Annotated in this window: 11 protein-coding genes; 3 read left to right on the top strand and 8 right to left on the bottom strand. The window is 69.4% G+C overall.

Annotation, left to right across the window (positions count from 1 at the left end; translation table 11 throughout):
• The first annotated feature begins 85 nt into the window (after nucleotides 1–85).
• On the top strand, nucleotides 86–805 hold the full coding sequence (locus ACVUH9_RS13755; RefSeq protein ID WP_475757826.1) for a TetR/AcrR family transcriptional regulator: 720 nt from the start codon (nucleotides 86–88) through the stop codon (nucleotides 803–805).
• Between the two features lie 637 nt (nucleotides 806–1,442).
• Here ACVUH9_RS13755 and ACVUH9_RS13750 read toward each other — a convergent pair.
• Nucleotides 1,443–1,985, bottom strand: coding sequence for a hypothetical protein (locus ACVUH9_RS13750; protein ID WP_475757824.1), 543 nt, complete (start codon nucleotides 1,983–1,985; stop codon nucleotides 1,443–1,445).
• A gap of 354 nt (nucleotides 1,986–2,339) precedes the next feature.
• On the opposite strand from ACVUH9_RS13750, the gene ACVUH9_RS13745 reads away from it, so the two are divergent.
• Nucleotides 2,340–2,600, top strand: coding sequence for a helix-turn-helix domain-containing protein (locus ACVUH9_RS13745; RefSeq protein WP_475757822.1), 261 nt, complete (start codon nucleotides 2,340–2,342; stop codon nucleotides 2,598–2,600).
• Between the two features lie 193 nt (nucleotides 2,601–2,793).
• Nucleotides 2,794–3,057 carry a helix-turn-helix domain-containing protein gene (locus tag ACVUH9_RS13740; protein ID WP_475757820.1) on the top strand — a complete coding sequence of 88 codons (264 nt, stop codon included), beginning with the start codon at nucleotides 2,794–2,796 and terminating at the stop codon, nucleotides 3,055–3,057.
• Between the two features lie 312 nt (nucleotides 3,058–3,369).
• Here the strand turns inward: ACVUH9_RS13740 and ACVUH9_RS13735 are convergent, their stop codons facing one another.
• From ACVUH9_RS13735 to ACVUH9_RS13705, 7 genes are read right to left on the bottom strand one after another with little or no spacing between them, the layout of a single operon-like run.
• Nucleotides 3,370–6,033 (bottom strand): lytic murein transglycosylase, encoded by a 2,664-nt coding sequence (locus tag ACVUH9_RS13735; RefSeq protein WP_475757819.1) that lies wholly within the window; start codon nucleotides 6,031–6,033, stop codon nucleotides 3,370–3,372.
• Complete coding sequence (locus ACVUH9_RS13730; protein ID WP_475757817.1) at nucleotides 6,030–7,541, bottom strand: MlaD family protein; 1,512 nt, start codon at nucleotides 7,539–7,541, stop codon at nucleotides 6,030–6,032. The genes ACVUH9_RS13735 and ACVUH9_RS13730 overlap by 4 nt, the downstream gene beginning before the upstream one ends.
• Nucleotides 7,538–8,893 carry an MlaD family protein gene (locus tag ACVUH9_RS13725; protein ID WP_475757815.1) on the bottom strand — a complete coding sequence of 452 codons (1,356 nt, stop codon included), beginning with the start codon at nucleotides 8,891–8,893 and terminating at the stop codon, nucleotides 7,538–7,540. Before ACVUH9_RS13725 ends, ACVUH9_RS13730 begins: the two co-directional genes overlap by 4 nt.
• Complete coding sequence (locus tag ACVUH9_RS13720) at nucleotides 8,890–10,407, bottom strand: MlaD family protein (RefSeq protein WP_475757813.1); 1,518 nt, start codon at nucleotides 10,405–10,407, stop codon at nucleotides 8,890–8,892. The genes ACVUH9_RS13725 and ACVUH9_RS13720 overlap by 4 nt, the downstream gene beginning before the upstream one ends.
• Nucleotides 10,404–11,846, bottom strand: coding sequence for an MlaD family protein (locus ACVUH9_RS13715; RefSeq protein WP_475757811.1), 1,443 nt, complete (start codon nucleotides 11,844–11,846; stop codon nucleotides 10,404–10,406). Before ACVUH9_RS13715 ends, ACVUH9_RS13720 begins: the two co-directional genes overlap by 4 nt.
• Entirely contained in the window at nucleotides 11,843–13,315 is a 1,473-nt protein-coding gene (locus ACVUH9_RS13710) for an MlaD family protein (RefSeq protein ID WP_475757810.1), read from the bottom strand. The genes ACVUH9_RS13715 and ACVUH9_RS13710 overlap by 4 nt, the downstream gene beginning before the upstream one ends.
• Nucleotides 13,315–14,625, bottom strand: coding sequence for an MlaD family protein (locus ACVUH9_RS13705; RefSeq protein WP_475757808.1), 1,311 nt, complete (start codon nucleotides 14,623–14,625; stop codon nucleotides 13,315–13,317). The genes ACVUH9_RS13710 and ACVUH9_RS13705 overlap by 1 nt, the downstream gene beginning before the upstream one ends.
• Nucleotides 14,626–14,748: the final 123 nt, after the last annotated feature.

Below are 14,748 nucleotides of genomic sequence, written 5' to 3'. Positions count from 1 at the left end.
TTGCGGCACCGGCAGGCCACCGTTCAGTAACAGTCCCCCCGGTCGGGGGGAGGAATCTGTCCTCCGAAACGGCTATGTTCCTCGTGTGAACGAGACAAAGAGCCGCGGTAGGCGGCCCGGGCAACTGCCTCCGGGTCGCCACGGTCTCACCCGCGAGACCGTCGCGCAGAACCAGCGAGAGCGGATCCTCCGTGCCGTCGTCGACGTCGCCAGCATCGCTGGCTACGGGACGATGTCGGTCGAGGACATCATCGGAACGGCCGGCGTCTCACGCCGCACGTTCTACGACCACTTCTCCAACAAGGAGGCAGCCTTCCTCGCAGCGTACGACGAAGCGACGGGCGCCCTGCAGAACGAGATGGCCGAGGTCTTCCGGGGCGAGGGGTCGCTGATCGAGCGTGCCACCGGTGCCGTGGCGGTCCTCGTCGAGCGCCTGGCGGACGATCCGGCGATGGCCGAGATGTGCGTCGTCGAGGTCCTCGGTGCCGGCCCCGATGCCGTGGCCCGCCGCGACAAGACGATGCAGATCCTGTCCGGGCTGATCTCCGAGGGCGTCAAGCAGGCCCAGGGCGGCGAGGGCGTTCCCCCGCTGACCGCGGAGACGATCGCCGGCGGCATCCACGAGGTCGTCTACGCCCGCGTTCTGCGCGGCGAGCTCGACGAGCTGCGCGAGGCCGTCCCGGACCTCGTCTACGGCCTCTTCCTCCCCTACGCCGGGACCGCAGGCGCTACGGCCGCCCGCGAAGCCGCGGTCGAGCATCAGCGCGTCCGCCGCGAGCAGCAGCAGACCGAGAAGACCTCCTAGTACCGAGGGTCGACACGGAGGCGGGCCAGGACGCCTCCTCCGGTCACCGAGCAGCTCCGGCCCTGCCGTCGCGCGTGTCCCTTCCCGCGGCAGCCTCCCCGACGCTCCCCTCTCAGGCCCCGCCGGCCCCCGACCGGCTCCAAGCGCCCCGCCGGCCCCTCCGGGCCAGTCCTCCGGGGCCCCTCCAGGCCGACACCTCCGGCCCTCCAGGCCAGCTCCCCCTGCCCCCTCCGGGTCAGTCCGCGACTCCTCCAGGCCAGTCCGCTGGCCTCTCCAGACCAGTCCGACGGCCCGCCACGCCAGTCCGCTGGCCTCTCCAGGCCAGTCCGTCGGCCCCTCCAGGCAAGCTCCTCGGGAAGGCCCTCCGAGCAAGCCCCGGCCGACCCCTCCGAACCAACTCCTCCAGCCTCGGCCGCCGGCTCGAGCGCTCGTTGACCCCGAGGCCCGTCCGCCATCCCTCCTCGGCCTCGGCCACGGCCATGGCCCAACACCCCCGCGACCGGGGACGCGGATCGCGGCCCTGATCGCGAAGGGGGCGGCGGCTGCGCCGCCGGACACCGATCGGGCGGGATCCAGGCACTGAAGCCCGGATACCCACCCCGCGCGCAGGCGCGACGGCGTACTGCTCGGGGAACGTCTAGTGCGCCGCCGGGCGGGTGTGCCCGCTCGGGCGCTTCCGGGCGGGGCGGTGCTGCACCCCGTCGTCCGTCGCGGCGCCGGCATCAGCATCGATGCTCGACGACCGTTCGCTCACACCAGGGCCCCCCTCGTTGCCCCAGAGGGCGACGACGAGGCCGGTGAGGTCGGCGTAACTGGTGCCTTTCGCTGCGCGGTCGCGCAGCAACGTACAGGCCTCGCCCAGGAACACCTCGAAGTGCACCGAGGGCACCGGCGGGCCGCCGCAGCGGTCCCACTGACGGTGCATCACGTCGACGATGCGACCACGGACCAGCTCTCGGTGCCAGACCAGTGGCCCTCCGGTCGAGACCGGCAGCTGGGCCAGGACGCACGTCTTGGCGACGGAGCGATCAGCCTCCAACAGCTCGATCATGGCGTCCATGCCTGCGGCGAGTGATTCTCGCCAGGAAGTTGGCGCCGTGAACGCCTGCTCCCACGCCGTGAGCAGCGGTCCCGTCTGGTCCTGGCGGGCCTGACTGTCACGCGGATGATCAACTTGCATACCACACTCCTCCTGCCGGGGCAGCTCAGGACGCGAAGCTAACTGACCGGAACGTCCAGGGCAAGCCAACATTCGTTTACGTCGTCCAACGCCTTCATGGGAATCGTGCAACGAATCGCGAACCCCGCTGGGACGCGGCCCTCCGCGCCGAGCCCTAAGATGCGCAAACGCCAGTAGGGAAAGCGGTCTTCGCGAATTCTGGCGGGTTGCCGCTCGAAAGTGATTCCCGTGCGAACTACTACAGCGGGAACGGGAAAAGCGTGGGAGTCCCGGCCCGGACAACGTACATTTACGTGGCATTTTGAGCCTATCGTCTCTGGATGGATCGTCTGCCGAATGAGTTGATGGAAGGGTATGTCGAAGAACCGTCCCGATTCGCACCAGGATTCACCGTCGAGCAAGGACCCGGAGCTGATCTCCTTCGGGCTCCACCTGCGCCATCTGCGCCACTCGGCCGAGCTGACCCAGGAGGAGCTGGCCCATCGCGCCGAGCTCCACTGGACGTATGTCAGCCAAGTCGAACGAGGCAAACGCGACATCAGCTACAAGGCGCTGAGAAAGCTCGCCCGCGGCCTCGACCTGTCGCCGTCCCAGGTGATGCCCGACCGCCCCTGACCTGCACGGAGGCCCGTTCTCGCACTCCGGCCCGCCGGAAGGCGACCGCGTCGCGTGGCCCTGGGAGCGTGTCCCGGGAGTCGCCCGACGGAGGTCGTCTCCGCCCCACCGGGGAGCAGCGCGGGCGGTCGCGGCCGGCACTGGACGCATGATCTCTGGAGTGGTGGCCGACTGCGTGAGTTGATCCATCGGCATGGTCCCGTCCCAAACGCCAGACACCACACCTGCGTCACCAGAGAAGGACCCCGAGCTGCTGGCTCTCGGGGATCAGGTTCGTGAGCTGCGGAAGGTCCGCAATCTGACCCAGGAGGAGCTCGCCCACCGGGCTGGGCTCCACTGGACCTACATCAGTCAGGTCGAGCGCGGCACTCGCAACGTCGGCTACCGCGTCCTGCAGAAGCTCGCGATCGGTCTCGGCGTCCAACCGTCCCAGATCATGCCGCGGGTGGTGCCCTAGGGGGGCGCAGCAGGGCCCGAGGGCCGCTCAGCGCGGCACGGGAGGACTTGTCCGGAGGGAAGCGTGTGCCCTCCCGACGTCCGTGCCCGGCAGACGAGAGCCGTAGGCGGCCGCTTCTCACGATGAGGGGCGGCCGTTCGCGTTCTGGGACGCCGCCCGCCCGGAGGTCGTCCCCGAGGCCCGGGAAGGCCACAGGCAGACCCGTCTCACGAGGACACCGCCCCCACCCTGCGCGAAGACCTGCCCGCACCACGAAGAAGGGCGCGCTCAGTGAGCGCGCCCCGTTCGACCGCTACCGCTCTGTGGCGGTGGCTACTTCTTCTTGGCGCGCTTGGGGACCGTGGTCCGCAGGGCGTACTTCGAGGGCTTCGAGGCGACCTTCGGGTTCTCGATCTTCCCGAGGCGGGCCATCAGGTCGTCCCACTGGCCCGGCTTGAGGACCGAGGTCAGCTGGCGGCCGAGCGTCGGGTCGTTGCTGTCCTCGGACCGGAAGCCGACGTGGATGTGGTCGTCGTGGTCGGGGAGCGAGAGGATGTTGTCCGCCCCACCGAAGTCCGACGGCGTCATCAGGCTGATGATCTGGTGCGGCTTCGCGGTCCCCTGCAGCTGGAGCAGCAGGCGGATCGCGTCCTCGGTGATCGTGCCCTTGCCCTGCGTCGACGAGGAGATGACCTGCCCGTCGACGCTGGCGATGTCGACCGCGTTGCCCGAGTCGTGCTCGGAGACGTTGCCGGAGCTCGTGATCGCCCCGGGTCGGGCCAGCGAGGAGACCGACAGCTTGTGGCCGTTGGCCGAGAGGTAGGCCAGCGTCGCCAGGATCCGGCGGTCGATCATCCCGGCGCGGATCTGCTCGATCCCCCGCGGGTAGATCTCGATCTGGTCGTCGGCGAGCACCCGGCGCTGGAGCTGTTCCTTGCTCATCAGCAGGACCTGGCCCGCCGAGGCGTTGAGGCTGCCGGCACCGCCGAAGAGCGCGTTGTTGCCCTTCGCGCGGTAGGTCGACGTCGTCTGCAGGAGCTTCCAGCCCTCGAGGATCGGCGTCGGGTCGATCCGCGGCGTGCCCTTGCCGGCGGGGCGGATCTCGAAGGTCATCGCCCCCGGCTCGCTGCCTTCCGGCGTCCCCGCGTCAGGGTTGGTCGCGAGCGCCTCGTCGGTCGTCACGCCGGTGAGGGCGTTCGGATCGTTCGGGCTCGTCGTGTCGGCCGGGACGGTCGCGTCCTGGTCGAGCGCCGTGGTCTCGTCGTCCTTCGCCGCGTCCTTCTTGCGACCGGCCAGCTTGGCGACCGTGCCGAGCTTGGTGCCGCTGACCACCCGCGCACCACGCACGAGCGGCTTCATCGTCACGCCGGCTTCGACCTTCGGCTCCTCAGCCGCCGGCTCCTCCGTCGACACGTCGGCCTGCTGCGCTCCCGGACGATCCGGGTTGGCGAACAGGCGCTCCTTGCCGAGCTCGCCGTCGGTGGCAACCGGAACATCGGTCGCGATCGGGCCGTCGGTCGGGGCGGGCTTGGCGTCGGCCTTGGCGTCGGTCGCCGGGCTCGTGTCGCCGGGCTGCTGCGTACCGGCGGTCGCGGGCTCGGTCGGCGCCGGCAGCTTGGCCGGCTTGCCGTCCTCGGCCTTCGGGTCCGCCGTCTTGTCCTCGGCCGCGGCCGGGTACGTCTTGGCGATCGACGCGAGGTGGCCGTACGTGTAGCGGTTCCCGTAGACGTCGCGGAGCTCGATGAACTTGCCGAGTCGCTCGCTCTCGCCGATCCTGGTGACGGTGCCGTCCTGGACCGCGACGACGTCCGAGCCGCTCGGGGCCTCGATCTCGATGCTGCGCTTCTGGGCGTCGTCCGGAGCCGCAGCGGCGTCGGCCTTCGCGGCCTCGTCGTTGCCGCCGGCGTCACCGGTCGTGTCGCCGGGGTAGGTCGCCTCGTCGCCCTCGACCGGGAACACGCCCTGCGTGAGACCGGTCAGCGAACCGACGACGTCGGCGGGCAGGCCGCTGATGACACGGGCCCGGGCCAGGACCGAGTTGACGTACCAGTCCGCGTGGTTGTAGGCGAAGATCGCCTTGCGGATGTCCGTGTCGCTGCCGGCGGCCTTGAGGTAGTTCGCGGCGGCGAAGATCGCGTCGACCGGGTTGAACGGGTCGGCCTTGCCGTCACCGTTGGCGTCGACGCCGTAGGACTTCCACGTCGGCGGCATGAACTGCATCCAGCCGAGGGCACCGGCGCTGGAGATGCTCAGGTTGCGCCCGTAGTTGGTCTCGATCTCGTTGATCGCGGCCAGGATCTCCCAGCGGATCCCGTACTGGATGCCCGCGGCCTGGTAGATCGGCAGCAGGAACGGCGGGATCTGGAACTGGTCGATGAAGAAGTTGGGCACGGCAGACGCCGGCGGGGCCGGAATCTCGCCCCCGGGGATGCCACCGTCGTTGCCGCCGGCTGCGCCCGCGTTGCCGCCGGTCGTGCCGCCGGCCTGCGCCGCCGCCTCGCGGGCCTGCTTCTCGGCCTGCTTCTTCTTGCGCTTCTCGGCCTTCTCCTTGGCCGCCTTCTCACGCTGCTTCTCGTCCCGCGCGGCCTGCTTCTCGGCCTTGACCTTCTCGCGGGCGGCGCGACGCTCCTCGGCGCGCCGAGCACGACGGGCCGCGGCGCGGCCGTCCCCACCACTGTCGTCGGCGACGGGCGTCTCCGGCGTCTTGTCCTTGCCCTTGTCCTTCGTCGACGCCTTCGGCGTCGTCGTGGCAGGGGGCTCCGCCGGCGGGGTCGCCGGCGGTGCGGTCGTGGTGGTCGGTGCCGCTTCCGTGGTCGGCGCCGGTGCCGTCTCCGTGGTGGTCGCCGCCGGGGGCGGGACCACGTTGGTGGTCGTCGCGCTGGTGCTGGTGGTCGTCGGCGTCGTAGACGTCGTCGTCGGCAGCGCATGCGCTGCACTCGGGACCAACAGGCCAGCAACGACGACCAGGACACCGCTCGTCGTGCGGGGTGCGCTCATCGCGCGCCTCCTTCGGTGCCCACGGGGGCATCGGCTTGCAGTTGAGGGAAGATCGTCTGGTATCCGGGCTGCTTGCCTTGCACCGTGCAGGCCGGTCGCGCTGAATCGCGGCCGCTGCTACGGAACACATACTGGGCCAAGTCCGGTGCGCCAGGCTCAAGCGTGGGCGGTGCCGGATCCCCATTGTTGCAGGAGGCCCCGCTGTAGGACTCCAGTCCGCTTGCGAGCTTGCTCATCCCGCCCGGCGCAACGTAGGCGTTGCTCCGGTTCTGCCCGAGCGGGCGCTTCTGGAGGACCAGGCTCTCCGGCGAGATGGTCTGCGCAACCCGCAGGTAGTTCGCAACCCCCGACAAGCCAGGGGGCGAGTCATCGCCACCGAGGAACTGGCTGGCCTGTGACGCCATCGCCATGTTGGCCGCGAACGAGGTGAAGTCGCCCTTGTGTTCGCCCAAGTAGCGCAGCAACGGGTTGATGTTCTGCAGGAACGGATCGAAAGCGTCCAGCAACGGCGGCAGGCCGTTGAGGATCCGATCGAGCGCCGGCAGGCCCTTGTCGGACGCGTCGATGACCGGCCCGAGCTGGTTCATCAGCCGCTCGAGGTCGGGGCTCAGCCGCTCAATGGCCTGGAAGGTCGGGGCCATCTCGGTCGCCACCGGCTGCAGGCGCTCGACCACGGGCTGGGAGCGGTCGGCGAAGGCGGTGACCTTCGGCAGCGTCTCCGTCGCCTCACGCTCGAAGGCGGGGAAGTTCTTGAAGATCGCCGCCAGCTGCTGGTTGCGGGCGCCGATCGTGCCGAAGGTCTTGCTGCTCGCCTCGATCAGGCCCCGCAGGTCGCCCTGACGCTTGCTGATCGCGTCGAAGACCTGGCCCGTGCCGGAGACCGACCGCTGCACGGCCGTGCTCTGGGTGTCGATCGTGGCGACGAGCTTCTCCATCTCGTCGACGAAGCCGGGGAACTGCCCGAGCGCGGCGTTGATGTCCTGTCCACGCCCGCGCATCGCGCCGGCCTGGGTCTGCATCCAGACCCGGAAGGCCTTGCGGGTGTTCGGGTCGAAGGCCCGCAGCAGCTGGTCGAGCTCGACGGTCGGCGAGACCGCCGAGGCCGGGAGGCTGCCGTTCTCGGGCAGCGGGCGCGCGTTCGCAGCCGAGCGGTTGGGAGCGAGCTCGACGAAGGTCTCGCCGAGCAGCGTCTTCGAGCGCAGCATCGCCTTCGCCGTCGCGGGGATCGGCGCGTAGCGCGGCTGCAGCTCGATCGTGGCCCGGGTCCGGTTGCCGACGCCGCTCTCGAGCGCGACGACCTTGCCGACGGTGACGCCGGAGATGCGGACGTCCGCCTGCCGCGCGAGCTGCGCGGCCTGCGGGAAGAGCACCTCGAAGCGGTAGCCCTTGGCGTGCAGCGGCACGGGGCCGCCGAACGAGACCCAGAGGAACAGCAGCGCACTGAAGCTGCCCAAGGCGAAGATCACCATGGCCAACAGCTTCGGGATGGTGGGGATCGTCTTGATCACTTGGTGGTGATGCTGCTCTTGCAGCCGTTGGGGTCGCTGAACTGCGGCAGGTTGAGCAGCTGGGTCAGCACGGTCACCGTCGGGTTGTACTTTCGCAACGGCTCAAGCAGATTCAGCTGTCCACAGGAGATCAGCAGCAAGCCGCGCTGCAGGGGGCCGACCCCGTCCTGAACCGACAGAGCCGAGTTGCTGTTGTGGTTGGCCCACGGCAGCGAGAACAGGAAGCTCTGCTGGCTCTTGCCGTTGCCCGGCGGGTCGTAGGCCATCGAGTCGAAGAGGTTGTTGAGGAAGCCGGTGAAGCGGTCGAGGTCCGGCGTCGCCTTGGCCAGCTGATCGGCGACGGGAACGAGCTTGCGAGCAACCGGCTGGGCGTCGCGGGCGAACGGCCGCAGCTGGTTCTGCAGGACCGGGGTGGTCGTGCGCGAGAACGGTGCGACCTGCTTGAGCGCCGGCGCGAGGTTCTCCGTCGTCGGCTTCAACTTGCGGAGGCCGTCCTCGAGCGTGACCGAGAGCCGGCCCGCCTTCTGCAGCGCGACGTTGGTCGAGTCGAGCGCGCCCGGGAGCGCGTCGAGCGTCTTGCCGATGTTGGCGTTCTGCGCCGCGAAGCGCCGGAAGACCTTGTCGCTCTCGCGGACGAAGCCGGCCAGCTGAGCGTCATTGCTGCCCAGCTCCTTGGTCACGAGACCGAGGTTGGTGATCACGCGCTTGAGCGACGCCTCACGGGTGACCAGCAGCTCGGAGGCCGTCTTGCCGTTGCGGGAGAGCGGCTCGAACCGCCGCAGGGCCCGGGCCAGCGCCCGGCCGCCCTTCTGGCCGCCGATCGCGGTGCCCGCCTCGCCCAGCAGCATCGCCAGCGATGCGCGGGTGTCGGTGTCGAGCGTGGCCATGATCTCGTCGAAGTTGACGTCGGGCGCGGTCGCCGAGGTGTTCAGCACCGTTCCCGGCTCGAGCGGCGGACCGGACGCGCGGTGGCCCGGATCGAGCTCGATGACCATGTCCTTGAGCGTCGTCTTCGGACGCAGCAGCATCGTCGCGTCGGGGAAGATCCGGTCCTTGTACTTGACCTCCATCCGCATCGTGACGATGGCGTTGCCCTGGTCGAGACGGATGCCCTGGACCTTGCCGACGTTGATGCCCGCGATCGTGACCGTCTGGCCCTGACCCGGCATGACGCCGGAGGCGCTGGTGAAGCGCGCTTCGAGCTTGTAGTACTCCTGCCCGATCACCGGCACCCAGCCGGGAGCGGTGACCTTCTGGTGAGCGAAGATGTAACCGCCGACCAGGATCCCGAGCAGGGCGATGACGAGAATGAAGCCACTCTCGACGAGATGTCCACGCCATCCGCGGGTCACTTCTTCGCCTCCACGTTCATCGGCGGGAACGGCGGAGCCGTGGCGCTCGGCGTCGCGCCGTCGCCCGTGCCGCGTGACGCCGGCCCGTTGATGTCCGGCACCGGGTTCTGGTCACAGCGCACGTCGCGACGCACCAGCGGCACCTGCCCGCTGAAGGCGGGGCTCGTGCCTGCGGACGGCGAGGTCATGTTGGAGAACAGCGGGCGCCCGGTGAAGTTGACCAGTCCACTCTTGATCGAGTTGGTGCCGCCCGCAGCGAGAATCCGCAGCTTGCTGCCGTTCCCGTCGAAGCTCTGGCCGATCCCAGCCTGTCCGACCATCGCGTACCAGAACTCCTTGTAGTTCTCGACACCCGAGGAGAGCGGACCATCGTCGACCTTGACCAACAGGGTCGGCAGGAAGACCTCGTTCATGCAGCGGGAGAAGGCATCGATCTCGGGGATCCAGGTGCGGGAGGTGTGCAGCTGCTGGGCGAAGTCGCCGAGCGAGGGCGTCAGGTCGTCGAGCAAACCCTGCAACTCCGCCGGCGAGACCAACGACTTGGCCTGCTTGAGCCACGGACGCGACGCTTCGACGGCGTTGGGCACCTCGGCCATCGCCGGGGTCAGGTTGCGGACCGCAGCACGGGTCGGCGGCAACGCCTCGTTGAGCTGGGCGAAGGTCAGCTTGCCGCGGGCTGCGGTCACGCTGAGCTTCTGGATCGTGGCCCGCAGCTCGGGCGAGCGGCTGGCGATCGTGCGCATCGTGCTGTCGAAGTGGTCGACGAGGCTCACGAGCTGCCCCTGGTTGGCCGCGAGCTGGGTCGTGACGTCACCGATGCCCTCGAGCGCACGACTGAGGTCACCCGGCTTCTCGCCCCCGAGCGCGTTCGCGACCTTCGCCCCGCCACGCAGGGAGTCGACGCTCGTCTCGAGCGTGCGGTTGAGCGCCTGACCACCGGTCAGGCCGGCGACCTCGGGATCCTGGCTGACGTCCTCCTGCGCGGTCGGCGTCGAGCCGAAGCCGGCACCGAGGCCCTGCACGGTCTGCTGGAGCGCCTTGCGCGAGTCGGCCTTCAGCGAGCTGAGGACCTGGTCGAACTGGACGGGGACCGCCGTCTTGCCGAGCGGGATCACCCCGCCGTTGGGCAGCTGCGGCGAACCGGGGGTCCCGGGCTGCAAGTCGACGAAGAAGTTGCCCTCGAGGAACAGCCGCGGGCGGATCTTGATCGTCGCGTCCTTGCGAACCGGACGGCCGTTGCCGTCGATCCGCATCGTGATCTCGGCCAGGTTGCTGTCGCGGTAGCGACCGCTGTCGACGACCTTGCCGACGTTGACCCCGGCGATCCGGACCACGGCGCCCTTGGCGAGCAGGTTCGAGGTCTGGACCACGGCCTTGATCTCGTAGTGCTGCTTGCCCGGGATCTGCTTCGTGAAGGCGAAGAAGACGCCGATCAAGATCAGCACGATCAGGAGGATGCCCGCCTTGATCGGGCTCATGCCCGGGCCCGGGCGCTTCGCGTGAGCCTTCTTCACGGGGTGCCCTTCGTACGAATGGTCTTCTTGCCCTGATTGCCCGGAACGTTGCCGATGACCTTGCCGCTGTTCATGACGTAAGGCTCGTTGCCTGCCTCGCACTCCTGGGTCTGACCCGGAGCCGCGGTGTTCGGGTTCGGGTTGCTGTGCAGGAAGCTGTCGTACTGCGCGTTGTTCAACGGGTCGTACATCTGCGGCCCGTTGGCCGGAACTGCTGCCGGACCCATCTCGCTACCCGGCTGCTGGCGCAGGACGATGACCCCGGTCCGCAAGGCACTGCCGGTCGAGGTCGACTCGGACAGTGTGCTCGCCAGGTTGCGTGTCAGCAGGCCGTAGTAGTTGCAGACGGTCTGCGCCGGCGTGATGAAGGCCACGGTCGGCTTGAGGACGTTGACCGTCCTGCTCAGCTCGCTGATGCCGTTGAGCACGCTCGGATCCGTGCCGAAGCGGTTGACCGCTTCGAGCGTCGTCACAACGCGCTTGTTCAGGTCCGGCGAGCGACGGAGGGCCGGCACGCCGGCGGTGACCGCACCGGCGAGGCTCGGTGCCGCGTTGCTGAGCGAGGCGAACGCCGGCCGCAACCGGCGGAACAGCTCGGTCGACTCGTTCAGGAACGAGGCCTGCTTGGGCAACTCGTCGATCCCCGCCTGCAGCGCGGCGGGCCCGTAGGCGATCGTCTGCTGCAGGTCGTCGCGAACGCTGGCCAGGGCACCGAACGTCTGGTGCAGGCCGACGAAGGCCGTGGCCTGCTGCTGGGCGACCGGGGCGGCTTCGCCCGCGGCCTGGGCCAGCGCCGGGAAGAAGCGGGTGAACCCGGTCTCCGGCCGCATGATGTTGCGCATCGCCGGCTCGAGGTGCTCGACGAGCGGCAGCAGGTCCTTGAAGGCACGGTTGAGGTCCGGGCCACGACCGGCGAGCGCATTGCCGAACTCGAGCAGGTTCTCCTGCGAGCCCGTGCGCGTCGGCTCGTCGAACATCGTGAAGAAGTCGTTCAGCTCGACCGGCTTCGAATCGGCGTACTGGAGGGAGATGGTTCCCCCGGCCGGCAGCATCTGCTTCGACGTGCCCGCGACGAGCTGGACGTACTTCAGACCGAGCGCCGAGCGCGGGCGTACCGCGATCACGCTGTCGACGGGCAACGGGCGGGCCGAGTCGTCGAGCTTGAGCGAGACGGTCGCGCCGACGCTGCCGTCGGGCGCCGTCCGCGGGGAGATCTTGCTGACGGCGCCGATCCGGGCGCCACCCTTGCGGACGTCGTTGCCGACGATCAGACCCGAGGCATCGGGCAGCTGGGCCTTGATGTCGTAGGTCTTGACGAACGGCAGGCCCTTGTTGGCGTTGTACGCCAGGACCATCGCGACCATCGCGATCAGGATCGTCGCCGCGCCGATCAGCACCGGGTTGGCGGCCAGCGAGCTGCGCTTCGTGCGCGGGTTCATCGGGTGCCCTTCGGTGCCGTGCCGAGCAGCGAGTCCAGCTTCTCTACGAACTGCTTCGTCTCGGCGCTATCGCCAACCTCGGCGTTGGAACGGGAAGCAGCAGGTGCCGCCGCGCCCGGCGCAGCCGGCGCTCCTGCGACCGGCGTCGTACCCGCGGGCGTCCTGGTCGGCCCCATGAGCGGACCGGCCGTACCCAGGGGTTGCCCGCTCGGCTGCGGATCCGCCTTCGTGGAGAATCGCGCCGAGCAGGAGTCTGCATCGAAGCGGGCGACGCGATCCGCGCAGACACCGACGAAGAGACTGGCACGGATGTAGTGGGACGTCTCGTCCTTCCCGTTCATCGCGCCCGTGTAGTAGTAGATCGTCCGCAACAGGTTGGTGATCCCGTTGTTCTTGTCGAAGTCGTCACCGAGGTTGGCGAGGTCCTTCGCCAGCGGGCCGAGCGGCTTGGTCAGCTTGCCCGCCCGGTCGACCAGGGTCGAGATCTCCGGGAAGGTCTTGCGACCCCGATCGGCCACGTCGCCGAGGCTCACGAAAGCCGGGGTCGCCGCCTTGAAGAACGGCCCGAGGTTCGTCGTCACCTTGTTCAGCGAGTCGGCCTGGGCAGAGAGGTTGGCCACGCTCGGCCCGAGCTGGTCGGAGAGCGCACTGATCCGCTCCATCGCCGGCTTCAGCTCCTGCAGGAAGGCCGGGAAGAGCTCGAGGTTCTTCTCGAACGCGTCGCCACGTTCCGCGGTCGCCTGTGCGGTCTGGCCCGCCGTGCGGATGAAGCCGCTGAGGTCCTTGCGCTTGGCCGCCAGCGGCGCGAGCGCTTGGTCGGACTGCGTGGCCAGCCGCGCGATCAGCTCGTTCTGGTCCGCGAGGACCTGGATCACGCGGTTGGTCTGCTGCAGCGCCGGGTTGGCCCGGTTGATCGCCGCGCGCAGCTCCGTACCGTTGCCCGCGAAGCCGGCGCCGAACTCGGCGAGGATCAGGCGGAAGCGCTCCTGCTGCGGGACCCGCATGATGTTGGCAAGCAGATCCGGACCCACCGGGCTGCTGGTCTGCGTGACCGGCAGGAACCGCTGGCCCTTGCCCGGGCCGTCCTTGATCACCGCGAGCGGCGCGACCGGGGCGACGCCCTCGCCGCGCGGCTGCGTCGGCACGCACTCGATGAACTGCTCGCCGATCAGCGACTGCAGGCCGACGTGGCAGGTCGCGTCCTGACGCAGGTTCTGGAAGGCGGGATCGAGACTGAAGACGACGATCGCCTTGTTGTCGTCGCTCAGCTCCGTCTTCTCGATCTTGCCGGCGATCACGCCGCCGACCTTCACGTCCTCGCCCGGGATGATGAAGCTGGCGTTGTCGAAGACCGCGCGCACGCGGTACCGGTCGCCGCCCTCGTCGCTCCCGTTCGACCCGAGAGCACTGACCGCGACCACCAGCGCGACGACGACCGCCGCGAGTGCAACCCACCAACGACGACGCATCACTTCTTGGCTCCCGGCGTCTGGGACGGATCGCAGTCGACGTTGGCCAGCCGACCCTTGTCGCGGAACGGCGCGGAGCCGTCACTCGGGGCCGGCGCAGCGGCACCCGGGCAGCGCTTGAGGTTGCCGGTGCTGAAGTCCTTGCCGCGCTCGGACGGCGGCTTCGGCTCGAGCTTGCCGCCCGCGCCGTCCTCGACCAGCTTGTACGCGTCGGTCACCGGCAGCGAGCTGACGTAGTGCCCGTTGGCGTCATAGGTACCTGCCGCCGCGCCGAAGCCACGGAACCAGGCCATCAGATCCGGAGCGTAGGGGCGCATGAAGGAGAGCATCGGCGTCGAGGTCTTCAGGCCCTTGATCCCCTGCGGGAAGGCGGAGTCGGTCGCCTTGGCGACCGCCGGCAGGTCGCGCAGCGAGTCGAGCAGGTCGTTGCCGGCGCCGGGACGCTCGAGCAGCGTGCGGAAGCTCTTGATGACCGGCACCGAGTCGTTGAGGACCGGCCGCAGGTCGTTGCGGAAGTAGGACGCGAGGATCCGCGAGGGCTCGTCGGACGCGTCGACCAGCTTCTGGAAGTCGTCGATCGCCGGCCGCAGGCTGGCGAGCGCCTCGCTCCCGTTCTTGAGCGTGGCGGGCATGTCGTCGAGCACGCCGTTGAGCGCGGCCGTGTCGGCACCGATCGCCTGGACGGTCCCGCGGGCACCGCCGACGGCGCCGGTCAGCTGCTGGCTGTGCTGGCCCAGCGCACCGAGCGCCTGACCGCTGGTCGTGAGCAGGCGCTCGAAGTCGGAGTTCTGCGCGTTGATCTGGGCGCCGAGGTCCTTGAAGGCGGCGAGCGCCTTCGGCAGCTGCTCGGCCGAGGCGTTGCCCTCGGCCTCGCGCCCGTCATACCACTGCGAGAAGCCGTCGATCCACCGGCGCAGGCCTGCGCGGGTCTTGCCGTCGATCGCGTTGAAGATCTGGTCGAGGTCGACCGTCGAGGCCGTGGCGTCGACCGGGATGACCGCGTCGTCGGGCAGTTCGGGCTCGAGGTTCGAGCCCGGGCTGATGTCGACGTAGCGGCTGGCGACGCCCGCCTGGCCCTGAGCGCGAACGCCCGCGGTGGTCCCCTGGTGCAGGGGGGCGAACTCGTCGCTGACGGACACGCGAACCTCGGCGAGGTCGTCGTGCGTCAGCTGGATGTTCTTGATGGTCCCGACCGGCGTCCCGCCGATGCGCACGACGCCGCCCTTGACGAGCTGGCTCGAGTTCTGGAAGACCAGTCGGTACTCGCGCGATGGTTCCGGCGCGAACAGCAGGTACGCAACGACGGCCACCACGATCAGAGCGAGGGCAATCGGCGTCCAGCGCCGGGTACGGCGCAGGGATATGGCGGAACGGGACAGGGCTTTTCTCCTAATTCACGCGGCGCCGAAGGGCCGACGAGCTGCGCGAGCGAT

The sequence above is a fragment of the Patulibacter ginsengiterrae genome (genome assembly GCF_056269115.1).
The sequence above is the reverse complement of the archived record's forward strand: the minus strand, read 5'-3'. Positions and strand labels throughout refer to the sequence as shown.

Excerpts from the sequence above, each read along its gene's own strand:
- ACVUH9_RS13750 (WP_475757824.1), bottom strand. The coding sequence starts at position 1,985 with ATGCAAGTTGATCATCCGCGTGACAGTCAGGCCCGCCAGGACCAGACG.
- ACVUH9_RS13735 (WP_475757819.1), bottom strand. The coding sequence starts at position 6,033 with ATGAGCGCACCCCGCACGACGAGCGGTGTCCTGGTCGTCGTTGCTGGC.
- ACVUH9_RS13745 (WP_475757822.1), top strand. The coding sequence starts at position 2,340 with ATGTCGAAGAACCGTCCCGATTCGCACCAGGATTCACCGTCGAGCAAG.
- ACVUH9_RS13710 (WP_475757810.1), bottom strand. The coding sequence starts at position 13,315 with ATGCGTCGTCGTTGGTGGGTTGCACTCGCGGCGGTCGTCGTCGCGCTG.
- ACVUH9_RS13740 (WP_475757820.1), top strand. The coding sequence starts at position 2,794 with ATGGTCCCGTCCCAAACGCCAGACACCACACCTGCGTCACCAGAGAAG.
- ACVUH9_RS13715 (WP_475757811.1), bottom strand. The coding sequence starts at position 11,846 with ATGAACCCGCGCACGAAGCGCAGCTCGCTGGCCGCCAACCCGGTGCTG.